Source organism: Chryseobacterium jejuense (assembly GCF_900100075.1).
GTDB classification, from domain to species: Bacteria; Bacteroidota; Bacteroidia; order Flavobacteriales; family Weeksellaceae; genus Chryseobacterium; species Chryseobacterium jejuense.
Genome location: NZ_FNEG01000001.1, coordinates 630,922 through 655,394 on the forward strand (window position 1 = coordinate 630,922; position 24,473 = coordinate 655,394).

Genomic DNA, 24,473 nt, shown 5'->3' on the forward strand with positions numbered 1-24,473 from the left:
CCCGAAATTTAAATTTCGGGTTTTTTTTATTGTATTACATTGGGCCTTGTTGGTCGTCACCAGTTGCATTAGAATTAATATCCTTTTTCCTTTTAGGCTGTTCTATTTTTTCACCCTGTTTGAATCTGTAAGTTAAAGAGAGAGAAAACTGTCTCGGCTGCCATTGCATAAAGCTGCTGCGGGTATAATCGCTGGTGTAATTAAACACTTCCATACCTCTTGTATTAAAGATATCCTGAATGTTGAATGTAATAGTTCCATCTCCTTTCCAAATGGTTTTGGATGCTCCGAAGTTTACAGCATACATATCTTTTCTATCCTGGTTTTCTGTTTTCTGTCCACCTCTATAGAAACCTTGTAACTGTACACTTAACGTTTTATCCAATCTGAATGTAGTATTAAGACGTAATCGGGTAGAGAAACCACTTCCTGTAAAGTTTAATGTTCTTATCTGTTTCAATCCATCTTTATCTATTGTAGCATAAGACGTGATTCCTGTTGTTTTGTATCTGAAGATATCCGCACTACCCATAATTTTGAACCATGCAAAAGGATCATAGGTGAAATTTAAGTCCAAACCAATACGATCGTCATTGCCCAGGTTTTCCGGTTTAGTGTAGAAGATAGTCTTTCTTTCATCCGGTCTGTAGACTAGCATTTTTGTGTCCTCTGTGGCGTGTCTGTAATAGAAGGTAGGATTCAGGGTAAACTTTTTCTTTGTAAGGTTATAACCTACTTCATAAGAATCTACATACGATGGATTTAAATCAATATTTCCCTCGAAAATATTCTGGTTATTGGTGTAACTCGAGAAAGGAACCATAAAGAATGATCTTGGTCTGTCTATTCGTCGGGAATAATTAACTAAGATCTGATTATTCTTAGCGATGTCATAACTTAAGAATATACTTGGGAATAAGTTATTGTAATTTTTAGGTTTATCCAATGGAGCTTTCGTAGGGTTCTGGCTGATATAATTGATCTTAACATTGGAAATTTCATCTCTTAATCCTACCTGATAACCAAAGTTTCCAATCTTACTTCTAAACTGTAAATAGAAGGCATTGAACATTTCCCTGTAGTCTGTATTGTTATTGTAATCTGCAATCAGTGGATTGTTTGATGTGGTGCTTACAAAATTATTATACGTATTGTTATTAATATCCAATCTGTAACCGGCTTCAAACTTAGAGTTTTCGCCTATCGGTAATTCATAATCTGCTTTTCCTATTATGGTTTTGCTTACAGAATGTCTTCTGGTAATATCCTGTACAGAAAGAACCTGGTCTACACTTTCCTGAATGTCTGCATTATTATTACTTCTGTTTCTCTGTAAACTTAATGATACAGATAAGTTTTGACCTTTATCGTCAAACTTATGGTCCAACCCTAAATCTCCCTGAAAAGCAAGGTTATTAAAGATACTTTTAGAATCTCTCAAAGTGTAAGGATTCATAAGTTTCCATGGATCTGAGGTATCTTTTGTGTATTTGTAAAAAGAGTCGTAGGTATTTACCAGATCATTTCCGTCACCCTCAAAAGTCCTTACTAATCCTGTTAGATTAATAGAGGTTTTTTCAGAAATATCATATACAAAACCGGCACTAGCATTATAGTTTTTATTATAAGTGTTGCTGGTAGAGTTTTGAAGCTGATGAACGGGAACAGTAGGGATTTTATCTATTTCTGCCTGGGTAGTGGGAATAGGGTCTACCTTCGGGAATTTAATATTATGATAGGTGGTTTCAGTATTACTTTTAGTTTTATTTTCCGTATAGCCACCGCCACCATTTACAAACCAGGTCCAGTTGTTTTTTCTCCAGCTTAAATTGGCATTAAGGGATGTTCTTGGGAAATATCCAAGACTTCCAACCACACTCCCATTAAATCCTACTTTTTTGCTCTTTTTAAGAATAATATTTAAAATACCGGAAGTACCACTTGCTTCAAACTTTGAAGAAGGGTTGGTAATAACTTCAATTCTCTCGATTTGATCAGCTGGAATACTCTGTAAAGCGTTTGCTCCATCATCAATACCCAATAGGGAAGAAGGCTTACCGTTGATTAGGAATTTTACGTTAGAACTTCCTCTCATAGAAACCGTTCCATCCGTATCTACAGTAACTGATGGCACATTGGTTAAAACATCCTGCAGACTTCCTCCTTTGCTCACGATATCCTGAGATGGATCATATGTTTTTTTATCCAGTTCAACTTTATAAGGCTTGGCCGCGGAAGCAGTAATAACAACACCCTGAAGCTCTTGTGTTTTTCCGTCTAATGTGGTATTGGCTTCAGCTTCAATAGATAGTGCTCCGATATTTCCGGTTCCGGATATATTTTTATTAATGATGCTTTTTTTGTAATCAATAGCTTCTACGGCAATGTCATAACTTCCGGGAGTAAGCTGTAGCTTATATTGTCCTTTTTCATCCGTCAATACAGCATCACTTAATGATTTGTTGGCCTTGTTGCTAAAGGTTACAGAGGCGTAAGGTACCGGCTGGTTTTTTTTATTGACAATGGTTCCTGAAACGTCAGCCTTCTCTTGGGCAAAAGCCATAGCAGCTGCCGAGAGTACTAAAGTAAGTCCTAGTGTTTTTCTGGTGAAAATATTGACAATTTCTGTCTTATTCTTCATAGGTTATTTTTTTGTATAAAATCGTGAAAGGATAACCCTTAACGTGTTAAAAATTAGTATCTATTTAATTTTTAACATGTTATGATTTATTTATTGTTTTTTAATCTATAAAATAGTGGTGTCTGCTAAGCTTACTTTATATTTTTTGAATTAAGCCAGTCCTGATAAGCTTTTGCATTTACAGCATGCTCTTCCGCACTTGCCGTAAACTTATGATATCCAAATCTTGCCGGATCTGCACACATAAATATATAATTGTTGCTTTCAGCATTTAAAACAGCATCTACTGAGTTTTTATCCACTACGCAAATGGGTCCTGGAGGAATTCCTGCATTAGCATAGGTATTGTAAGGAGATGGTGTAGATAAATGCTTATATAAAACTCTTTTAATTGATTCTTTAAAGTTTGTCTGTTTATTAATCGCATAGATTACAGTAGGATCAGACTGAAGTTTCATTCCTTTTCTGTAACGGTTTAAATATAAACCGGCAATGGTTTTCATTTCATCCTTCTTTCCTCCCGACTCTTTATATACAATAGACGCAAGAGCATAAATCTGTTCTCTTGAAAGCCCAGATTGCTGTTCTTTATTTTTTCTTTCACTAGTCCAGAACTCATTGTACTGATCTTCAAATTTTGCAAAAAATTCTCTTGGGCTTACCGTCCAGAAAAAATTATAAGTATCAATGAAGAAATATTTTTTTAGATCTTCAATGTCTTTATATCCTTTTTCTTGTGCTACTATATCCAGATCATTCACAAAATGAAGAGAATCCAATTCCGTTTTTTTGGTAACCTTTCCAATCATCTGGTACATATCCCCAAAATCTCCGATTCTGAATGAATTGGCTGTCTGATTACCAGCTTTAATCATATTAACAAGGTCTGTATTTCCTTTCCCGCTTTGAATATGATAACGTCCTGCTTTGAAATTAGCAATCAGGCCCTTGTCTTTAGCCACCACTTCAAAAGATTCACGGTCTTTGATATATGGAGCAATAGAATCCATGATCTGATTAAAGTTTGCCTTATGAGGGATCAAAACATAACCGTCCTTTTCTACATTGTTTCCGAAATACTTATTATAAAATCTCAATCCAAAAAATCCTGCTACTACAAAAACAAGCAGAATGATAATGAGAATAGCTTTTTTCATTCTTATATTATTGATTAAAAGTTTTTGATTTTAAAGAATATCTACTTTACCTTTAAAAACTTGCTTTGCAGGACCTTCCAGCCAGATGTTGCAGAAAGAATCACCACTTTTTTCAGCATATACTTTAAGATTTCCACCTAAAGTTTTAACTTTTACGGAAGTTAGATTGTCTTTTTGTAGAAAAGTTAAAGCAGAAGCTGTAACTCCTGTTCCACAGCTGTAAGTTTCATCCTCAACGCCTCGTTCATAGGTTCTTACAAATATCTCATTGTCTGAAATTTTTTCTACAAAGTTGACATTAATCCCTTTTTCTTTATAATTTTCTGAATTTCTGATGCCGTGTCCTTGGGTATAAACGTCATAATCTGCAATATTTTCTACATATTTTACGTAATGAGGAGAACCGGTATTTAGAACAGCGTCATTTCCATCATATGAAACGGTGTCTACATCAATCATTTTTAGTTTAATGATCCCGTTGTGAATTTCTGCTTCGTGCTCACCATCTATGGCAATAAACTTACACTTATCTTCAAAAACGTCAAGGAAAAAAGCAAAAGCTACAAGACATCTTCCGCCATTTCCACACATTGTACTTTCTCCGCCATCAGAATTATAGTATACCATTTTAAAATCATAATCAGGATCGTTTTCCAGTAGGATAAGCCCATCGGCACCTATTCCGAAACGTCTGTCACATAGTTTTTCAATGATGTTTTTGTCTTTAGGAAACTGAAGGTCACGGTTATCTACCATTACAAAATCATTTCCCGTTCCCTGATATTTATAAAATTCCATATTGTTTTTTGTCTAAATAAAGAAACAAAATTAATATATTAAAACGAAAAACGAACAGTGTTAACTGTTCGTTTTCTTATTTATAATCGTTATTTATAATTGTTTTATCTAAAGCCACCACTGCTCTGTTGTCTCACTGAACCTGAGCTTGAATTGGAGCTAGAACCTGAGCTTTGGCTGCTGCTTGAGCCACTTCTGAATCCACCATTTGATGATGATTCCACTCTTCCAGTGTTACTGTTTCCTGAACTTCTGAAACCACCAGAGCTTGTTCCTCTGTTTTCAAAGGTGCTGTTCTGATTTCTGAACCCGCCACTGCTTTGATTATTCTGATTTCCTTGATTGTTCTGATAACCGTTGTTAGAGTTTCTGAACCCACCATTGCTGGTATTGTTTGAATTTCTGTTACTATTGTTATTGTATCTTCCGTTATTATATGAATCACCATTATTACGGAAGCCATTACTTGGTCTCTGCGAAGTAACTGTAGTTTTTCTTTCTACATATACTTTTCTTCTTGAATTATTATAAGTGTCATAATAGTAAGGAATACCATTATCATAGTAATAATTAACGTTGTTTCTATAATAATAGCCATCATTACCATAATATCCGCCACTACCATAATATCCGGAAGGGGCATAGTAATAACCATTGTTATAATATGGATCACCATAACCATTGCTGCCATAACCATCTGTGTAGGCAAGACAGGATGTTAAAGTGCTTATAGCAAAGATACTAACTGCTATTTTAAATAAATTTTTCATAACTTTATTGTACTTTTTTTTCTTTAAAACTTTTTTTCCAACTAAGGTATCCTAAGATAGCCATTATAGTAAATACCAAATATTGAACCGAAGTGATACCAAGACCCTTAAAAATCATCATAGGCATGCAAATAAAATCTCCGATGATCCAGAAAATCCAATTCTCAATACGCTGTTTAGCCATAAACCACATTCCTACTAAAAATATTGAAGTGGTGAAAACATCCATCCAATTCGCCCAATCTAAATGATATAATCCAAGGTTGGTTCCCTCCATTGAAAAATGATTATCAATATAAGGTTTATAATAATAAATAAGAGTAACCAGTCCCAGACTCAGAATAAAAAGAATGATGGCGTAATTCCATTCCTTTTTCGTAGCCCACGTAACATCTACGTGTATATGATCTTCCGAGTTTTTAGCCCACAAAATCCAACCATAGACACTCATTACCGTATAGTATACATTAATCAGGCAGTCTCCCAGCAATCCGAAGTTGAAAAGAATATATACGTAGATCAGGGTTGAAATAATGCCGGTAGGGTACACCCATATATTTTTCTTAATGGAAAAATATACGCTCAAAGTTCCGAAAATGGCACCAGATGCTTCCAGCATAATCTGTAAAGAATCGTAGCTTTCATAAGGCTTTACAAAAAGATCATATAAATTCATGCGATCAAAAATAAGCAAAAATATGGACTTTTTAAAATGAATTAAATAATGTGTTGTTCAGGTTTTTAAATACTTTAATGTAAAATAAATGATGAAAGTTTACCGATAAACGTGGGAGTTCCTAAATTTTTTATATTTTCGTAAATCCTTAATAAATAAAAAAACATGTCGAAAATTTGGGTTAAAAAACCACTAAGTGCCTATGAGGCAGATATGAAGAAAAGTGAGCTGAAAAAAGTCCTTGGAAAATGGAGTTTAACAGCAATTGGAGTAGGTGCTATCATTGGAGGTGGAATCTTTGTTCTTACGGGAACAGGAGCCTATTACCATGCAGGGCCAGCACTTGCAATATCCTTTATTATAGCAGGAATTGCCTGCGTTTTTGCAGCGTTATGCTATGCTGAGTTTGCATCCATTATTCCTGTAGAAGGGTCTGCTTATGCTTATGCATACGGAACAGTAGGAGAAATTTTTGCATGGGCCATGGGGTGGTGTCTCATCCTCGAGTATGCCATGGCAAGTATGGCGGTCTCCGTGAGCTGGTCCGGATACTTTAATAAATTTTTGAAAATTTTCAATATTCATTTGCCCGCTTATCTTACATCAGATCCGTCAAGTTATACAGGAGACGGTTTTTCAATGAACCTGCCTGCGTTTATTCTTGTTCTTTTGATTACCGCGTTATTGGTAAAAGGAACGAAAGAAGCAGCAGGAGCCAATAACCTGATCGTTTTGATGAAAACGTCTGCCGTTATCTTTGTAATTATTGCAGGGATATATATTATCTTTTCTAATACTGATCTTTATAATGCAGTAGATGGTGTTAAGAACTGGAAGCCTTTTATTCCGGATCAGGTTAAGATTAAAAATTCTGAGGGAGATCTGGTCTCGGCTTATGGTATTAAAGGGATTATTTCCGGAGCAGCAGCTATTTTCTTTGCTTATATTGGTTTTGATGCTGTTTCTACGCAGGCTGGAGAGGCTATTAACCCTAAGAAAGATGTGCCTTTTGCAATTATCGCTTCATTATTGGTGTGTACGGCTTTATATATTTGTGTATCTCTTGTATTAACAGGGATGATGCATTATACAGACTTTAACCCGGAAGGTAAATATCCTGATGCGATCAAAGCTCCTGTAGCCTATGCTTTTGAAATTGCAGGGAAACACTGGGCTAGTAATGTGGTAACAATTGCTGCTACTGTAGGATTAATTTCAGTAGTAATGGTAATGATGATGGGACAGTCAAGAATCTTCATCGGAATGGCAAAAGACGGATTGATTCCTAAATTCTTCGGTGATCTTCATCCAAAAACAAAAACACCTTACAAAGGAATCATTTTGTTGGGAATTGTTGTAGCATTAATCGCTGCATTTACCCCTATTTCAACATTGGCTGATATGACAAGTTTCGGAACCCTGTTTGCCTTTACACTGGTTTGTATTGCCGTTTGGGTAATGAGAAAAAAAGAACCTAATTTGATCAGACCTTTCAAAGTTCCTGCTTACAAAATAGTTGTGGCACTGGGAGTATTTATCAATATTTATTTGATATTTAACTTAAGTGCTCATGCATTGGAGCTTTCGGCTGTATGGTTATTCTTAGGTGGTTTAGTATATTTCCTTTATGGAAAATCAAATAGTAAACTTAATAATCCTGAAAAATATCAGAACCAAGATTAATAATAATATAAACCGCTTCGGCGGTTTTTTTTGTCTTACAATATGTCTATGAAAAAGATTTTCTCCATTGCATTCCTTTCTGTAGGAATGGTTGCATTTTCACAACAGGTGGAAAGCATTGAAACAATTTTTAATGATAAAATTAGCATCAGAGCTCTTGAGTTATATGATAATAAAGTTTGGTACAGTGGCTCGGAGTCTAAATTCGGGTTTGTAGATCTTAAGGATGCTAAGAATCAAAAACAAATTAAGCTTTCTGATGATAAGCTTGAGTTTAGAACTCTGGCACAGGATAAAACCTCCTTCTATGCGATCAATATCGTAAGCCCGGCTCGCTTTTTTAAAATTGATAAAAGGGATTTAAAATCACAGATTGTTTATAAAGATTCTGCAAAAACGGCTTTTTATGATGCTTTACATTTTGTGAACAGTAAATTGGCTTATACCTTCAGTGATTCAGACAGTGATCTGTTATTAAAGTTAGCCGTTTATAAAGATGGCAAATGGGGAATGTTTAAAAATAATATAAAGCTGAATGAGGGAGAAGCGGCTTTTGCAGCCAGTAATACCAATATTTCTTCCACGAAAAAAAATCTTTGGATTGCTACAGGAGGGAAAGCTTCAAGAATTTTAAGACTGAATCTTAAAAGTGAAAAACTGGAAGTTTTCAAAACACCTTTTATTCAGGGAGAATCTTCACAGGGAATGTATTCCATAGATTTTAGTGATGACCAATTCGGAGTTGCAGTAGGAGGTGATTATACCAAGCAGGATGCTAATATTAATAATATTGCTACTACACATGATGGTGGAGAAACCTGGCAGATTCAGGCTTCAGGGCAAAATGCAGGATATATGACTTGTGTGAAAATCAAACCCGGTTCAAAAGGGAAGGAAATGATTGCTGTAGGTGATCAGCATATCAGCTATTCTTCAGATTTTGGAAAGACATGGAAGAAAATTTCTGATGAAAAAGGATTGTATGTTGGGCAGTGGATTGATGGGAATAGAGCAGTCTTTGCGGGAAAGGATAGGATTGTGGTAATGAAAATAAAATGAGAGATAGTATTTCTTAATGGATATCAGATTTCGGATCAATAAAATAAATGGTACTGATAGAATTTATCATTATTTCCGTAACAGGTTTAAATAGTGTATTTAGACTCATTCTAAACTATAACCTAATATAATTCATAGGCAGAAATTCATAACTAATGGTTAATTTTGTAGGATGGAATTTTAATAATGTTAAACTTCCTCACCTTATAAAATTTTTTATTCAAAATGAATTCTTTAATAGATAAGTATAATATTCCCGGGCCACGTTACACGTCTTATCCTACGGTTCCATATTGGGATGAATCTACATTTTCACCGGAAAGTTGGAAGGAGAGTGTAATCAGGTCGTTTCATGAAAGCAATGCAGAGGAGGGGATTTCTATTTATATCCATTTGCCTTTCTGCGAGGCATTGTGTACGTTCTGTGCATGTCATAAACGTATTACGAAACAGCACAGTGTTGAAGTTCCGTATCTGGAAAGTGTTTTAAAGGAATGGAAACTTTATCTTAAGCTTTTTAATGAAAAGCCAAAACTGAAAGAATTACACCTTGGAGGTGGTACTCCTACATTTTTCTCACCTGAAAATCTGAAAACTTTGTTGGAAGGGATCTTTTCAACGGTGGAGATTGCAGAACACCCTGAATTCTCATTTGAAGGACACCCGAATAATACCACGAAGGAACACCTTCAGACTTTATATAACCTCGGATTCAGAAGAGTGAGCTTCGGAGTTCAGGATTATGATCCTAAAGTACAAAAAGCCATCAATAGAATTCAGCCTTTTGAGAACGTGAAAAACGTAACGGAATGGGCTAAGGAAATTGGATACAGAGGAATCAGCCACGATTTGGTTTTCGGACTTCCACACCAGACTTGGGAAGCAATGGAGCATACCATCAGAAAAACAATGGAGCTGAAGCCGGATAGGCTTGCATTTTACTCTTATGCACACGTTCCATGGGTAAAAGGAGTTGGACAGAGAGGTTTTGATGAAAATGACCTTCCTAGTGGAGAAGAAAAACGCCGTTTGTATGAAGATGGTAAAAAACTGCTTCAGGATTTGGGATATATTGAGGTAGGAATGGATCACTTCTCTTTAGAACATGATGATTTATATCAATCTCTGATTCATAAAAAACTTCACAGAAACTTTATGGGATATACTTCAAGCAATACTCAATTGATGGTAGGACTTGGAATGTCTGCAATTTCTGATTCATGGTATGCTTTTGCTCAGAATGTGAAAACGGTGGAAGAATATCAGACGATGGTAGAGGAAGGTAAAATCCCTGTTGTGAAAGGACACGTTCTGAATGAAGAAGACCTGATTGTAAGAAGACATATTTTAAATCTGATGTGTCAGCTTGAAACCACTTTTACTATAGATAATTCTTTCCCTGAGCTGGATAATGCATTAGACATGCTGAAGGAAATGGAAAATGACGGGTTGGTTGAAATTTCAGGTAAGGAAATTAAAATTACAGAAGCGGGTAGAGCTTTCACCCGAAATGTAGCAATGGTTTTTGATCTCAGAATGATGAGAAATAAACCGGAAACAAGAATTTTCTCAATGACGATATAAAACAAAAAGCGATTCAACACTGAATCGCTTTTTTATTTGTTTAAAGTTGTATTTTACTTTTTGCTATAAAGTAATAAAGCTTACATAGTTTCCAGTTTTTTAACGCATTGCTCGTAGAGGTATTTCTACGTTATGTAGTATTTTTTCGTTCGCAGAGGCACTTCGTTTAGCAAGGGTTGTCTTGGCTGAGTGTAACGTCCTTGCGAACTTTTTGAAAAGTATTATTGTTAAAATACTTAGTGCTCTTTAGCGTTAAAACCAACTGTTTCTACTTAATAACAATTTTCTGGCTGTAAGATGTATAATTTCCTGATTTCAGATTGATAAAATAAACCCCTGGAGTAATTCTGGAAATATCAATTCCTTTTTCATTAGTAATGTGGTTTGTTTCTAAAACCCTTCGTCCCTCGGCGCTAATGATCTCTGCCGTTACCTTTTTATCTTTAATTCCACTGATGAAAATTTCTTTTGAAGCAGGGTTTGGATAAATTTTTATCGTTTCTGAAAGGAGATTTTCTTGGGTACCCAATGATCCTGTTGTAATTTTGAAAATCTTCCCGGTATTCAATGCGGCAACATAAAGTTCTTTTTGGAGATCCTGTCCGAAAGAAGAGAAACCGTTTCCACTGTAGGCAGATGTCCATGTAATAGAATTATCAGCATTCAGTATGCCTATCTGGTCAGAACAAAAGTCTGCAAAGAAATATTTTCCCTGAAGTGATGGGTAGAGTGAGCCTCTGTAAACATAGCCACCGGTAATAGAGCATTTTCCACCGGAATGATCATATACGGCAATAGGAAATGTCATTGAAGATTGAGGCGGACATCCTGTAGTCGTATTGTAAAGAGTATTTCCTTCATAACAGCGCCATCCGTAATTGATTCCTGCTTGTGAAAGTGGCATTCTGTTAATCTCTTCAATTGCTCCTTGACCAACATCTGCAATCATGGCATTTCCGGTAGTGAGATCAAATGAGAACTTCCATGCATTTCTTAGACCATAGGCCCATACTTCATCAGCTCCGTCAACACCAGCACCTGCAAAAGGATTGTCGGATGGAATATTGTATGGGGCTGGATCTGTGACATTCACATCTATTCTCAGCATTTTCCCTAGCAATACATTTTTATTCTGAGCATTGTTATTAGGATCTCCGCCGCTTCCACCATCTCCTGTTACCACCCAGAGTTTTCCATCAGGTGCAAAATGAATACTTCCACCGTTATGGTTGGCAAATGGTTTGGGAATATTCAACAGTATCTTTTCAGAACTGGAATTAGCAACGTCCGGATTGGTTGAGCTAACGCTGTACCTTGCCAGGATAATATTTCCTGCGGTGTTGTTATAATACACAAAAAAATACCCATTGGTTGAGTATTGCGGATGGAATGCGAGTCCTAAAAGACCTCTTTCTCCATTAAAAATAATTTTTGAAGAAATATTAAGGAAATTAGTTGGGTTAATACTCCCATTAGGCTGAATTATTTTTATCATTCCGTCCTGTTGAACCACAAATAACCGGCTGTCATTGGCGTTTGTTATCTCGACGGGACTGGTAAGTCCACTGGCAAATTCTTCCAAATTAATACTTTGAGCATTAACGAATAAAGAAGAAAAGATACTTAGGGTAAAAAGTAATTTTTTCATAATATTTTGATAGTTAAGGTGTTGAAATATGAATGAAAATTTTATACCAATTAAATTTTGTAAACTTCACTAAGATACCCTAAAATAATTGTTAAATCTTAAATAGAACTCAGAATACTGATATATCTGAAAATAAACCATTTCTGTTGTTAAAAATTCATAAAATACAAGAAAATCATTATATTTGCCGACTTAATTTAACGTAGTTATAACAAAATGCAAGGAAAAGGACTTATTACAATTGTTGCTATTGTCCTGGGGTTGATTTGCTTAAACGAGCTATTACCAACCTGGTACGCCAGCAAAATTGAATCGCAGATCGAAGCTGCGAAAGGAAACGAGAAAGAGATCAAACGAATCAAGGAGGATACTCTTAATCTTGGGTATACGAAGCTTTATTATTCAAAAGCTAAAGACAAGGAAATGAAATTGGGTCTTGACTTAAAAGGAGGGATCAACGTTCTATTGGAAATCAACCAGAGAGATTTGGTAAATGATTTAACCAATTTTTCTACAAATCCTGTTCTTATTGAGGCTTTAAATAAGACTGATGAAGCTCAGAAAAACTCAACAAAATCTTACATCGACAACTTCTTTGAACAGTTCGATGCGGTTAACAAAGCAAAAGGTACAAACCTAAAGCTTGCTGATCCGGAACTTTTCGGGAACACAAACTTATCTGAAATCAAGTATAATACTACTGATGAGCAGGTAAAAAGTATTGTTAAGAGAAGAATTGATCTTTCTGTAGGAACAGCTTTCGAGGTAATCAGAACGAGAATTGATAAACTTGGAGCAATCCAGCCAAACGTTCAGAGAGTACCTGGTACAGCTAGAATTTCTGTAGAGATGCCTGGTATGAAGGATATCGACAAGGTAAAGAAAATGCTTCAGACTTCTGCAAAACTTCAGTTTTGGGAAGTACAGCAAGTACCTGAAGTGGCTCCTTATTTCCAGACATTAACAACTATGGTTGCTGCAAAAGGAGATTCTATGGGAGTTGCAAAGAATGTAAACTTCATGAACCTTTTACAGCTTGACAAATTAAGAAGTAATGGTGTTGCTAACGTAAAATTGTCTGATACTGCTGCTGTAAACAAAATCTTGAACAGCAAAGTAGGAATGGCATCACGTCCTGCAAACATTAAATATACACAGTTCATGTGGGGTTACAAACCTGAAGCTACAAGTCCTGATGATTTAGTATTGTATGCAATCAGAAGTAACATCAACCAAAAAGCTCCGGTAGACGGTGCTGTAGAAACTGCAAACATTAGCTACGACGAACTTGGAAGAGTAGTGGTAGACATGCAGATGGATTCTAAAGGAGCTAAAGAATGGAAAACTTTAACGGAGAAAAACGTTGGAAAACCAGTAGCTGTAACACTTGATAACAGAGTATATACTGCTCCAAACGTTGTAAATGCTATCCCTAACGGTAGAACTCAAATCTCTGGTAACTTCTCTCAGGAAGAAGCTAAGGAATTGGTTGACGTTTTAGGTGCTGGTAAATTACCTGCAGGTGCTAAGGTAGTTCAGGCTACTCAGGTAGGTCCGTCATTAGGACAGGAATCTATCAACGCTGGTATGATTTCATTTGCAATCGCATTCTTAATTATCATTGTTTATATCATTTTCTATTACGGAGGTGCCGGAGTGTACGCTGTAATTGCGATGGTAATTAACCTTTTCTATATTTTCGGAATTATGGATTCCGGAGACTTCACACTTACGCTTCCTGGTATCGCGGGTATCGTGTTAACGATGGCCATGGCGGTAGATACGAACGTAATTATCTATGAAAGAACGAAAGAAGAATTATTTGCTGGTAAGAGTATCTTAGAAGCTTATAAAGACGGTTTCAAACACGCATTAAGCGCAATTATTGACGGTCACTCTACTACGTTACTTACGGCGGTTGTATTGTTCTTCTTCGGAACAGGACCTATTAAAGGGTTCGCATTGACATTGATGATCGGTATTATCATGACATTGTTTACTTCTGTATTATTATCAAGAGTAATGATCTTCAGCAGACTGAACAAAGGTAAGACCCTTTCTGTATGGACTGCTCCTACGAAGAACTTATTCAGAAATACATGGATTGATTTTATCGGAAAGAGAAAATATGCATACATAGTCTCAGCTGTATTAACAGTAATTTGTGTTGTTTCTATTGTAACTCACGGATTCAAATATGGTATCGACTTTACAGGAGGTAGAAACTATGTTGTAAGATTTGATAAAGAAGTAAATGCTAATGATGTTGAAGAAAAATTAGTAAAACTATTCAAAACTGAAGATGGTAAGAACTCTTCAGTAGAAGCTAAAACTTTCGGAAACTCTAAGCAGTTAAAAATCTCTACTGATTACCTTATTGAAGATGAATCTTTAAAAGCTGACCAGACTATTGAGCAGAAATTATATGAAGGATTAAAAGGAGATCTTCCTGCTAGCCTTTCTTTAAATGAATTCAAATCTGCGGATAAAGATCACGCTGGTATTATTTCATCTGAAAAAGTAGGACCTACGGTTGCTGATGATATCCAGACACATGGTATTCTAGCTGTAGTAGCTGCTTTAGGAGGTATTTTCTTATACATCTTATTCAGATTTAGAAAATGGCAGTTCTCTTTAGGTGCAGTGGCAGCATTATTCCACGATGCGGTAATCATTTTAGGAACGTATTCATTACTTCATAAATATATGCCGTTCAACATGGAGATCAATCAGGATTTCATTGCTGCAATCCTTACAGTATTAGGATACTCTATTAACGATACGGTAATTATCTTCGACAGAATTAGAGAATACCTAAGAGAGAAGAAATCTTTAACGTTAGCTGGATTATTTGATGACTCTATTTCAAGTACGTTGGGTAGAACATTCAACACTTCATTCACTACGATTTTGGTAATCCTTGCGATCTTCATCTTCGGTGGTGATAACCTAAGAGGATTCATGTTTGCTATGTTAATCGGTATTGGATTCGGTACTTATTCATCCATCTTTATTGCATCGGCAATTGCTTATGACTTCCTTAAGAAAGGAAAAGAAGATGAAGTACACGGAAAAACAACTTCCAATAAAGAAGAAGTACTTGCTTCAAAATAATACAAACTACAATAAATTAGTAAAAGCCTTTCGAAAGAAAGGCTTTTTTTATTTCCGGCTTTAAGATGTTGGAAATAATATAAAAACTAAAGGTTTTTTAATATGATTCTATCAGTTAGTGTTATACTTCTTTAATATTGTATAATTTATAATCATTATTTTTAAGATTTGATTAATTTTGCAGTATCATGGAAAATTCAAAGAAAAAAGCAGCTATAGGCTTTATATTTATTACTTTACTGATTGATATTACAGGATGGGGAATCATAATTCCTGTAGTTCCTAAATTAATTGAAGAGTTGATTCATGCAGATATCAGTGAAGCCGCAAAATATGGTGGCTGGCTGGGTTTTGCCTATGCATTTACACAATTTATTTTTTCTCCACTGGTTGGAAACCTGAGTGACAAATATGGACGTCGGCCTATTATTCTGATTTCGCTTTTTGGGTTTGCCATAGATTATATTTTTCTGGCATTGGCTCCAACCATCTGGTGGCTGTTCCTGGGAAGAATTATTGCCGGGATCACAGGGGCAAGTGTAACCACTGCGAGCGCTTATATTGCAGATATTTCCACGGATGAAGACAGAGCAAAAAACTTTGGACTGATAGGAGCTGCCTTTGGTCTAGGATTCATAATAGGCCCGGTTCTGGGTGGTGTGTTAGGACATTATGGAGCAAGAGTTCCTTTTTATGCAGCAGCAGCTTTATGTCTTCTTAATTTCCTTTATGGCTATTTCATCCTTCCTGAAAGTTTAGATAAAGATAAAAGAAGAGCGTTTAACTGGAAGCGCGCCAATCCTGTGGGTTCGTTCAAGTTTTTAGGAAAACATCCGGAAATCTCAGGACTTATTACTGCTTTGATTCTGATCTATATTGCAGGACATGCTGTACAGAGTAACTGGAGTTTCTTTACCATGTATAAATTCAACTGGACCGAAAGAATGGTAGGTATTTCATTAGGAGTGGTAGGCTTACTTGTTGGTTTGGTACAGGGACTTTTAATAAGATGGACTACACCCAGATTAGGGGAGCAGAAGAGCATTTATTATGGTCTTACCATGTATGCTATAGGATTGTTACTGTTTGCTTTTGCTTCAGAAGGGTGGATGATGTTTGCCTTTTTAGTTCCGTATTGTTTAGGAGGAATCTGTGGTCCTGCCTTGCAGTCGGTGATAACGAAAAGTGTACCTGCTAATGAACAGGGTGAACTTCAGGGAGCGTTAACGAGTTTAATGAGTGCTACTTCAATTATTGGTCCTCCTATGATGACTAACCTGTTCTACTTCTTTACGCATGATGAAGCACCGTTTGAGTTTTCAGGAGCACCATTCTTCCTTGCGTTTATTTTAATGGCCATTAGTGTAGTTATTACTTATTCTGCTTTTAAGAAAAAAGGAAAGATTTAATAAACCTGACTTTTAGCTGGATGAGAATTCAAAACCATTATTTTTAAGATATGGCTTGTATTGCTGAATACAGGCTGAATGAGTTTATTTCAAGCAGAAGGGTAGAAGTATGAACGTAAATCCCTGAATAGATCATAAGTTTCCAGCAATTGGATTGGCGTAAAAAAATATATTATTGGATTTTCTTTCTTCATATAAATTTTTATCGTAATATTGCGATATAATTATTCAAACTATGGGAGCAACTAAAACAGACCATTTCACCGATGAGCAAAACAAGATTGCTACAATTGCAAAAGCATTAGGGCATCCTGCCAGAGTTGCTATTATTGAATACCTGCTAAAGGTAGACACTTGTATATGCGGTGATATTGTTAATGAACTTCCATTGGCACAAGCAACAGTTTCCCAACATCTGAAAGAATTAAAGAATGCAGGTTTAATCAAAGGAAATATTGAGGGGACGGCCATCTGCTATTGTATTGATGAAAATACCTTTGGAATATTAAAAGATTATTTTTCAAAAATAATAGTGACTGTTTCCAATCAGAAATGCTGCTAAGCATTTTTTTTTAATTTACATCTATCGTAATATAGCATTTAACCAATAAATAAAAAGACAATGAAATTATCTGAAATCAAAGCAATTTTACCAACATTAGCTAATGTTGAATTTCAATTAGAAAACGGAGATTTTGTTCCGGAGCATTTTCATGTTACAGAAGTAGGAATTGTAACAAAACATTTTATTGATTGTGGTGGGAAAATCCGAAATGAAAAGGTAATTAATTTTCAGTTATGGAATGCCAATGATTTTGAGCACAGATTAAAACCTGGAAAGCTTTTGCATATTATTAACCTTTCAGAAGAGAAATTGGGGATAGCAGATGATGAAATTGAAGTGGAATATCAAAATACAACCATTGGGAAATATGATTTAGAGTTTAATGGAAAAACCTTTGTTCTTAAAAATAAGACAACAGCTTGTTTAGCTCAGGATGCCTGTGGAATTCCTGTAGAGAAACAGAAAGTGAGGTTATCAGAACTATCTTCAAATCAAACTTCTTGCTGTACACCAGATTCCGGATGTTGCTAAAACTGAATAACTCAAAACAAACAAACAATGTATTCCAAACTATTAGAAACAATAGCGTTATTAAAAAGTCAAGAAATTAACGAGGATAGAAAAGCTATACTGAAACCATTAATTGATTTTATTCAGGAAAATCTTGACAACAAGAAAACCATTGATCTTAACTTTATCTGTACCCACAACTCGAGGAGAAGCCATTTATCACAAATTTGGGCACAGGCTGCAAGTATATATTTTGATATCCCAAAGGTGACCTGTTATTCTGGAGGAACCGAAGAAACGGCAATGTTTCCTAAGGTTGCAGAAATATTGATGGAACAAGGTTTTTTTATCATGAAAATTTCAGATACGGAAAACCCTGTATATGCTATCAAGTATGATGAAGATCTGCATCCCATTATAGGGTTCTCTAAAAAATATGATAGTGTATTTAATCCCACAAATGGTTTTGCCGCAATTATGACCTGTTCTCAGGCAGATGGCGGATGTCCTTTTATTCCAGGAGCTGACAAACGTATCCCTATTACTTTTGAAGATCCCAAAATTTCAGACGGAACTCTTGAACAAGAAAAGATTTATCATGAAAGAAGTTTACAGATAGGTGCAGAAATGTTGTATGTGTTTTCACAAATAAAAAAATAAAATGAAAATAATTTCTATTGATAGGGATCATTATCAATCCATTTCCAATTAATGAAAAGAAGAAGCAAAGTACTAGGAACAGATTAAATACATATTATGCAGCCAAAATTAAAATTTCTGGATAGATTCCTTACGCTTTGGATATTTTTAGCCATGTTTTTAGGAATAGGATTAGGCTATTTCTTTCCAGAGATCTCAAGTATTACCAATTCTTTGTCTGTTGGAACTATAAATATTCCGCTGGCAATAGGTTTAATAGTCATGATGTATCCACCATTAGCAAAGGTTGATTATTCCTTATTACCAAAAGTTTTTACAGATAAAAAAGTTATAGGCATTTCCTTGTTGTTAAATTGGATAATAGGGCCGGTATTAATGTTTGTATTGGCTATTGTTTTCCTCAGAAATGAACCGGATTATATGATCGGTTTAATTCTCATTGGCTTGGCAAGGTGTATTGCAATGGTACTTGTCTGGAATGATTTAGCAAAAGGTAATCGAGAGTATGGAGCATTATTAGTTGCCTTGAATAGCATATTTCAAGTATTTAGTTACAGTTTTATGGTTTGGCTTTTCATCAACATTCTGCCAGAAAAATTAGGTTTGGCTAATTTTAATATATCGGTATCAATGAAAGAGGTTACAGAAAGTGTATTTATATATCTGGGTATTCCTTTTATAGCAGGTTTTTTAAGCCGTTATTTATTAATCAGATTAAAAGGTCTGGAATGGTATAACAGGAAATTTGTTCCTAAAATTTCTCCACTCACTCTGTATGCTCTTTTATTTACAATTGTATTAATGTTCAGCCTGAAAGGAGATAAGATACTGGAGTTGCCATTAGATGTTTTAAAAGTAGCCGTGCCTTTAATAGTATACTTTGTTTTGATGTTTTTTGTAAGTTTCTTTATCAATAAATCATTCAAAGTTCCTTATGATAAAAATGCTTCCATAGCTTTTACAGCAACAGGGAATAATTTTGAATTAGCTATTGCGGTGTCTATTGCGGTATTTGGAATTCATTCTCCACAGGCATTTGTTGGAGTGATTGGGCCATTGGTAGAAGTACCAGTTTTGATAGTACTTGTAAAGATAAGCTTATGGTTAAAAAAGAAATGTTATTAGAAAAAAGGAATAAGTTCTCTCAAGTCTCAGGAAATGATTGATTTACTCTATTAATAATAATGATGTGAATTTCTAAGAAATTTTCTCAGACATTTGCTAATATAAAATAATAAAAGTCAAAATCATGAATGATTTAAAATTAGAAAAATACCTCAAAAGGATTCATTATTCCGGAGATTTAGGAGCGAATATGGAGGTTTTAAAAAAAATCCACCAGCTGCATCCTCAATATATCCCTTTTGAAAATATAGATTCTTACACGGGGAAAGTTCCATCACTGGATCTGGAAAATGTTTTTCAGAAACTGGTGGTAGAATCCAGAGGCGGATATTGTTATGAACAGAATCTTCTTTTAAGCGAAATATTGACATATCTTGGCTTTAAGGTTGAATTGCAGTTGGGAAGGGTATTGTGGAGAAAGGACGAAAATAGCACTGCCGCCAAAACACATCTATTGCTGATTGTAGAATTAAATAATCAAAAATATCTTGTAGACTGCGGTTTTGGAACCGCAACACTTACAGGACCTTTGCTTCTGAATGAAGAAGCTGCGCAGGACACCCCGAATGAACAGTTTAAAATTTCGCAGAAAAATGGAGCCTACACACTCTGGACCTGGAGAGAAAAGTGGTTGCCAGTGTATCGTTTTGACTTGGAGTATGTAGAACCTCTTGATCTTGAAATCTGTAATTGGTACCTGACTACTTACCCGGAATCTAATTTCAGAAAAAATCTGGTTTTTTCAAAGGTAGATGAAAATACACGGTACACCTTTAGCAATCATACATTAAATGTCAGAAAAACAACAGGGGGAAAAGAATCTGTTGCTATTGAAAATGATGTTCAACTTTTCCAAATGCTGAAGGATGTATTTGGTTTGAACGAAAATGCTATTGAACTTTTGAAACAGAAAGCATAAAAACAAATGATCATCATTGATTGTAATGATACAAATAAAGGGAAGCTGCTAACAGACTTCCCTTTATCATTTAAAAAATTTTATATTCTATGAAACTAAGGATATAATGATTTGTATCCATTGCTAACCATATTACTCCCCAATCCTGAGAACGAAACAGAAAATTTGCTGGCATTAAAGCTTAAAGATCCTGTTGGAGTACAAAGTCCCAATGCGTATTGACATTGTCCGTAAGCCCCTGTTTTTTTAGTAATCTTACTTTCACTTTTTGCTTTTCCTAAACTGATGTTGGACCAGTCGTTAACATCTGCGTTAGATACAGATGAACCAGTATAATAGATGGTAATCTGATATCCCATTTCACCTCTTTTAGATCCCCAAAGCCAGTTGGCTGTCCACCATTCTTTATACCATTTTGAGACTACTTTTGCAGCTGCTGTATTTGAGTTTTCTACAGTTCCTCTTGTATCCATCATAATTAATCCTCCAAGAACATTATCCCAGATAATTCCGGAATCATTATAAAAGCAAAGTGTTGTAAATTTTCCGTTTTTGTTGCTCCAGATTACTTCCATAACGTTGGTTCCTGTTTTTATTTCTTCAGTCACCATTTCTTTTAATCCGGTTTGAGCGATGCTAAGATCATCACCTGCATAAAGATCACCAATTCTTCCTAATTTTACAGTAGAAAGGTCCATAAGATTCCCCACAGCAATAAACTGGTCCTTGTCAGATATAAGACTTTTTGAAATTTCAATTCCTTTTTGTGTCGAAATTTGTCCAATCACTTTCACACCAGCCATTTGTATATCACTTTTTAGATATTTTTCAAGGCTTTTTTGTGATTCATCTAACTGGGCCTGTACAGTGCTGGGAACAGCTTGTGAAATAGAAGTAGTTTCTTTTTGCAAATCAGCAGTGGTGATTTTTGTCTGGACAGCTTCCTGTTTGGAAATTTCATTGTTCTCATCACTACAGCTGCTAAGTGATAATACCGATAAAACGGCCATCAATTTAAAGGCAGTAACTAATTTTTTCATAATATATTTAATTTAGGTTGTGCGTAGTAAATATACTTAAACCTTGTGTAATTCTCAATATTTTGAATTAATTATTTGTTAATTTGCAATCATAAAGTGGTGAATAGGAGGGATTAGAGAAAATAAATTAAGGTATGAGAAAAACTACTCATTTTATACGGTTAATAGCACATTGTAAGCCTTTAAACCTGCAATTTTTAGCTGAGTTCTCACCAAAATCTTAAAATTTGTTTAAATTTTTAGTTTACAGCAAATAAATGTATAATCTTTTGTAATTTTACAGCATGGAATTAAGCATTGGAGAAATGGCACTGATTGCAATCGCAATCGTTGTATTATTCGGCCCGGATAAACTGCCTCAAATTGCACGTGACTTGGGTGCAGGTGTTAGAAAAATGCGTGGTGCAGTGGAAGATATCAAAACTGAAATCATGAAGGAAACAGACAACCCTGTTTCTGAGATTAAACGTGAAATTGAGAAAGTGAAAGATGCGGCGAAAGATTTCAACCCAATGAAGGATATTGAAAAAGATGTTCTTACAGAACCTGCTTCTACTACTCAGGAACCTCCAAAACCAAAGCCTGCCGATGATGAAACTCACGAAGGACCTGTAAGCAGATAATGTATGGAGGAGATCATTCAGGAAGATAAGCAGGTATTTCTATACCTTAATAATTTGGGAGACCCGGCCTTTGACCAGTTCTGGATGCTGATATCCAGTACATGGATTTGGGTACCTCTTTATATTATATTCCTTTATTTTTTATACAAAAATTACAAACTAAAATCTTTAGTTTTTATCCTTATATTTTTAGCACTTGGAGCAACGGTTTCAGACCAGCTTGCAAGCGTTTTCAAATATGGAGTGGCAAGGTTAAGACCATGTCATGATCCCAGTTTGGAGCATTATATGAGAATTGTGAAGTGTGGGGGGCAGTATGGATTTTATTCAGCACATGCGTCAAACACATTCTTTTTAGCCGCCTTTTTAAGTATTTTGCTTAAAAATAAACTTAAATGGTTTCCTTATGCTATATTTGTATGGGCTATAGTGGTTTCCTACAGCCGAATATATTTAGGAGTGCATTTTCCAATTGATATTTTGGTGGGGGCGTTTGTTGGATCTTTATTGGGAGTGATATTTGGTGCACTCGCCAGAAAAGTGATCAACAAACAAAATATAACTTCATGAAAAAATCTTTATTAGTTTTAGCTTCCCTTAGTTTCTCATTAAACATCTTTGCCCAGGATAAAAAAATGGCTGAAGAATGTTTTAAAAAAGCAGATTATAAATGTGCTGAAGAACAGTATTCCAAACTGGTAGAGAAGGAGCAGATCCGAAAAATTCAATCAGAATATTATAATTATCTCGGAACAGCGCAAAGAAGATTAGGAAAAACCAGTCTTGCTTTTAAATCATATGATATGGCCTTAAAAACCAATCCGATGTCGGTTTCTATCTATGAAAATCTTTCTTCATTATACAGTCAGAAAGGAGATAAGAAAAAAGCATTGGAATATATTGAAAGTGGGCTTAAAGTGGATGATAAAAGCCCTGATTTATATCTTACCCGTTCCAAAATCTATGAAGCTCAGGACAAAAAAGATTTGGCTAAAGCAGATCTTAATCATATCCTGACTTTTGCCCCAGATAATATTTTTGCCAAAACCGGTTTAGCCAATCTGAAAAAAAATAATGGTGAGCTGGAAGATGCCTTGAAAGATTATAATAAACTTATTTCCGAAAAACCTGAATCTTTACTGTATAGCGGAAGGGCAGATGTTTATTTGAAAATGAAAAGAAATAAAGAAGCAATTGCAGACGTTAATAAAGCAATTTCTATTGATCCGAAATTTGCCCAGGCGTATGTAACGAAAGCACTGATCTTATTTAATACAGCGAAACCAAAAGAAGCTTGTGAAACCCTTGACAAAGCCGTTAATTTTGGCTATGAAAAAGCTATATTAGCTGAGTACTATACTAAATGTGCTAAAAAATAAGATAAATTACATCATTTACCTGCCAACAGGTTTTTTTGTATTGAAATCATCATTATTAATCATCAAAAAAAACAGCTGAATACTGCAATATGCTTACTTTTAGCTGTTTTTATTTATATAAAAAATATACATGTTAAATGTCGTTCTTGTAGAACCCGAAATCCCAAATAATACAGGGAATATCGGTCGCTTATGTGTGGGAACAGAATGTAAACTGCACTTAGTTCATCCCTTCGGATTTATAATTAATGATAAAAATCTGAAACGCTCAGGATTGGATTATTGGGTACATCTTGATGTTACTGAATATACCAATGTTGAAGAATGGATAAAAAGCATCCCAGACCCGTCACGAGTGTTCTTAATGAGTTCCCATGCAGATAAATCATATCTGGAAAACGATTTTCAAGATGGTGACTGGTTAGTTTTCGGAAAGGAAAGTGTAGGGCTGAGTCAGGAGGTTTTAGAACAATTTGAAAACCATTTAACCATTCCGATGTCTAAGCTGATCCGAAGCTTTAATATCGCCAATTCTGTAGCTTTTGTAGTAGGAGAAGCCAAAAGACAGATTGGTTTAAAAGGATAGACTGCTATTTACAGTTAAACAAATAAGTGACTTTTAATCATTATGATAAGGCTTTCCCTGAAGAATCTGATCTGCACGGTAAAGCTGTTCCACAATAAAAAGGCGGATCATCTGATGAGTAAAAGTCATTTTAGATAACGACATTTTTTCATTGGCCCTGTTATACATATCTTCTGAAAAACCGTAAGCACCGCCAATAAGGATATGTACTTTTTTTACCGAAGAATTCATCCATGTATCGATTTTCTGAGAAAATTCACGGCTGGTAAACTGTTTCCCTTTTTCGTCAAGAATAACAACCAGATCGTTTTTGTCAATATGATTAAGAAAAAGCTTGGCTTCCTCTTTTTTAAGAAGATCCGATGATAGGTTTTTGGCATTTTTAACATCAGGAATCTCAGTAATTTCAAAATTCCAGTGCTTGGGAAGGCGGTTAAGGTAATAATTAATCAAAGATGTAATTTCCTTATCATCTGTTTTGCCGATACAAAGTAAGCTGATTCGCATTAGTAAAAAGTTTCAGGCGG

Annotated in this window: 22 protein-coding genes; 14 read left to right on the forward strand and 8 right to left on the reverse strand. The window is 35.2% G+C overall.

Annotation, left to right across the window (positions count from 1 at the left end; all coding sequences use genetic code 11):
- Window positions 1-34 precede the first annotated feature (34 nt).
- The 5 genes from BLS98_RS02805 to pnuC form a co-directional block, all read right to left on the reverse strand.
- Complete coding sequence (locus BLS98_RS02805) at window positions 35-2,641, reverse strand: TonB-dependent receptor (RefSeq protein ID WP_089733382.1); 2,607 nt, start codon at window positions 2,639-2,641, stop codon at window positions 35-37.
- Window positions 2,642-2,772: 131 nt separating this feature from the next.
- Entirely contained in the window at window positions 2,773-3,798 is a 1,026-nt protein-coding gene (mltG, locus tag BLS98_RS02810; protein WP_089733384.1) for an endolytic transglycosylase MltG, read from the reverse strand.
- Between the two features lie 30 nt (window positions 3,799-3,828).
- A complete protein-coding gene (dapF, locus tag BLS98_RS02815) occupies window positions 3,829-4,596 on the reverse strand; it encodes a diaminopimelate epimerase (protein WP_089733386.1) in 768 nt (255 codons plus the stop codon).
- 104 nt (window positions 4,597-4,700) lie between these two features.
- On the reverse strand, window positions 4,701-5,366 hold the full coding sequence (locus tag BLS98_RS02820) for a hypothetical protein (protein ID WP_089733388.1): 666 nt from the start codon (window positions 5,364-5,366) through the stop codon (window positions 4,701-4,703).
- Window positions 5,367-5,370: 4 nt separating this feature from the next.
- Window positions 5,371-6,042, reverse strand: coding sequence for a nicotinamide riboside transporter PnuC (pnuC, locus tag BLS98_RS02825; RefSeq protein ID WP_089733390.1), 672 nt, complete (start codon window positions 6,040-6,042; stop codon window positions 5,371-5,373).
- Window positions 6,043-6,207: 165 nt separating this feature from the next.
- Here pnuC and BLS98_RS02830 point away from each other — a divergent pair, with 165 nt between their 5' ends.
- The 3 genes from BLS98_RS02830 (at window position 6,208) to hemN (ending at window position 10,368) form a co-directional block, all read left to right on the forward strand.
- On the forward strand, window positions 6,208-7,725 hold the full coding sequence (locus BLS98_RS02830; protein WP_089733392.1) for an amino acid permease: 1,518 nt from the start codon (window positions 6,208-6,210) through the stop codon (window positions 7,723-7,725).
- A gap of 48 nt (window positions 7,726-7,773) precedes the next feature.
- Window positions 7,774-8,784: a WD40/YVTN/BNR-like repeat-containing protein gene (locus BLS98_RS02835; protein WP_089733394.1), complete on the forward strand. Its 1,011-nt coding sequence runs from the start codon at window positions 7,774-7,776 to the stop codon at window positions 8,782-8,784.
- Between the two features lie 225 nt (window positions 8,785-9,009).
- Entirely contained in the window at window positions 9,010-10,368 is a 1,359-nt protein-coding gene (gene hemN / locus BLS98_RS02840; RefSeq protein ID WP_089733397.1) for an oxygen-independent coproporphyrinogen III oxidase, read from the forward strand.
- A gap of 268 nt (window positions 10,369-10,636) precedes the next feature.
- On the opposite strand, the gene BLS98_RS02845 is transcribed toward hemN, so the two are convergent.
- Window positions 10,637-12,016 carry a PQQ-dependent sugar dehydrogenase gene (locus BLS98_RS02845; protein WP_089733399.1) on the reverse strand — a complete coding sequence of 460 codons (1,380 nt, stop codon included), beginning with the start codon at window positions 12,014-12,016 and terminating at the stop codon, window positions 10,637-10,639.
- Window positions 12,017-12,232: 216 nt separating this feature from the next.
- On the opposite strand from BLS98_RS02845, the gene secD reads away from it, so the two are divergent.
- The 7 genes from secD to BLS98_RS02880 all read left to right on the forward strand — a co-directional run bounded on the left by secD (window position 12,233) and on the right by BLS98_RS02880 (window position 20,318).
- Complete coding sequence (gene secD, locus BLS98_RS02850) at window positions 12,233-15,130, forward strand: protein translocase subunit SecD (protein WP_089733402.1); 2,898 nt, start codon at window positions 12,233-12,235, stop codon at window positions 15,128-15,130.
- Between the two features lie 188 nt (window positions 15,131-15,318).
- Window positions 15,319-16,539: a TCR/Tet family MFS transporter gene (locus BLS98_RS02855; protein WP_089733404.1), complete on the forward strand. Its 1,221-nt coding sequence runs from the start codon at window positions 15,319-15,321 to the stop codon at window positions 16,537-16,539.
- Between the two features lie 235 nt (window positions 16,540-16,774).
- Window positions 16,775-17,101 (forward strand): ArsR/SmtB family transcription factor, encoded by a 327-nt coding sequence (locus tag BLS98_RS02860; protein ID WP_089733406.1) that lies wholly within the window; start codon window positions 16,775-16,777, stop codon window positions 17,099-17,101.
- A gap of 60 nt (window positions 17,102-17,161) precedes the next feature.
- Window positions 17,162-17,635: a DUF6428 family protein gene (locus BLS98_RS02865; protein ID WP_089733408.1), complete on the forward strand. Its 474-nt coding sequence runs from the start codon at window positions 17,162-17,164 to the stop codon at window positions 17,633-17,635.
- Between the two features lie 27 nt (window positions 17,636-17,662).
- Window positions 17,663-18,274, forward strand: a complete 612-nt coding sequence (locus BLS98_RS02870) for an arsenate-mycothiol transferase ArsC (RefSeq protein WP_089733411.1) — start codon at window positions 17,663-17,665, stop codon at window positions 18,272-18,274.
- A gap of 96 nt (window positions 18,275-18,370) precedes the next feature.
- The gene (gene arsB, locus BLS98_RS02875) at window positions 18,371-19,399 is read left to right on the forward strand and encodes an ACR3 family arsenite efflux transporter (RefSeq protein WP_089733412.1); all 1,029 of its coding nucleotides are present in this window, start codon (window positions 18,371-18,373) and stop codon (window positions 19,397-19,399) included.
- Window positions 19,400-19,523: 124 nt separating this feature from the next.
- Complete coding sequence (locus BLS98_RS02880; RefSeq protein ID WP_089733414.1) at window positions 19,524-20,318, forward strand: arylamine N-acetyltransferase family protein; 795 nt, start codon at window positions 19,524-19,526, stop codon at window positions 20,316-20,318.
- Between the two features lie 95 nt (window positions 20,319-20,413).
- On the opposite strand, the gene BLS98_RS02885 is transcribed toward BLS98_RS02880, so the two are convergent.
- A complete protein-coding gene (locus tag BLS98_RS02885; RefSeq protein ID WP_089733416.1) occupies window positions 20,414-21,358 on the reverse strand; it encodes a hypothetical protein in 945 nt (314 codons plus the stop codon).
- A gap of 284 nt (window positions 21,359-21,642) precedes the next feature.
- On the opposite strand from BLS98_RS02885, the gene BLS98_RS02890 reads away from it, so the two are divergent.
- The 4 genes from BLS98_RS02890 to BLS98_RS02905 all read left to right on the forward strand — a co-directional run bounded on the left by BLS98_RS02890 (window position 21,643) and on the right by BLS98_RS02905 (window position 23,946).
- The gene (locus BLS98_RS02890; RefSeq protein ID WP_089733418.1) at window positions 21,643-21,981 is read left to right on the forward strand and encodes a Sec-independent protein translocase subunit TatA/TatB; all 339 of its coding nucleotides are present in this window, start codon (window positions 21,643-21,645) and stop codon (window positions 21,979-21,981) included.
- 3 nt (window positions 21,982-21,984) lie between these two features.
- The gene (locus tag BLS98_RS02895; protein ID WP_089733421.1) at window positions 21,985-22,551 is read left to right on the forward strand and encodes a phosphatase PAP2 family protein; all 567 of its coding nucleotides are present in this window, start codon (window positions 21,985-21,987) and stop codon (window positions 22,549-22,551) included.
- On the forward strand, window positions 22,548-23,360 hold the full coding sequence (locus tag BLS98_RS02900) for a tetratricopeptide repeat protein (RefSeq protein ID WP_089733423.1): 813 nt from the start codon (window positions 22,548-22,550) through the stop codon (window positions 23,358-23,360). The genes BLS98_RS02895 and BLS98_RS02900 overlap by 4 nt, the downstream gene beginning before the upstream one ends.
- Before the next feature lie 130 nt (window positions 23,361-23,490).
- Window positions 23,491-23,946: a tRNA (cytidine(34)-2'-O)-methyltransferase gene (locus tag BLS98_RS02905; RefSeq protein WP_089733426.1), complete on the forward strand. Its 456-nt coding sequence runs from the start codon at window positions 23,491-23,493 to the stop codon at window positions 23,944-23,946.
- 33 nt (window positions 23,947-23,979) lie between these two features.
- On the opposite strand, the gene BLS98_RS02910 is transcribed toward BLS98_RS02905, so the two are convergent.
- Window positions 23,980-24,453: a 23S rRNA (pseudouridine(1915)-N(3))-methyltransferase RlmH gene (locus BLS98_RS02910; RefSeq protein ID WP_066698205.1), complete on the reverse strand. Its 474-nt coding sequence runs from the start codon at window positions 24,451-24,453 to the stop codon at window positions 23,980-23,982.
- Window positions 24,454-24,473 lie beyond the last annotated feature (20 nt).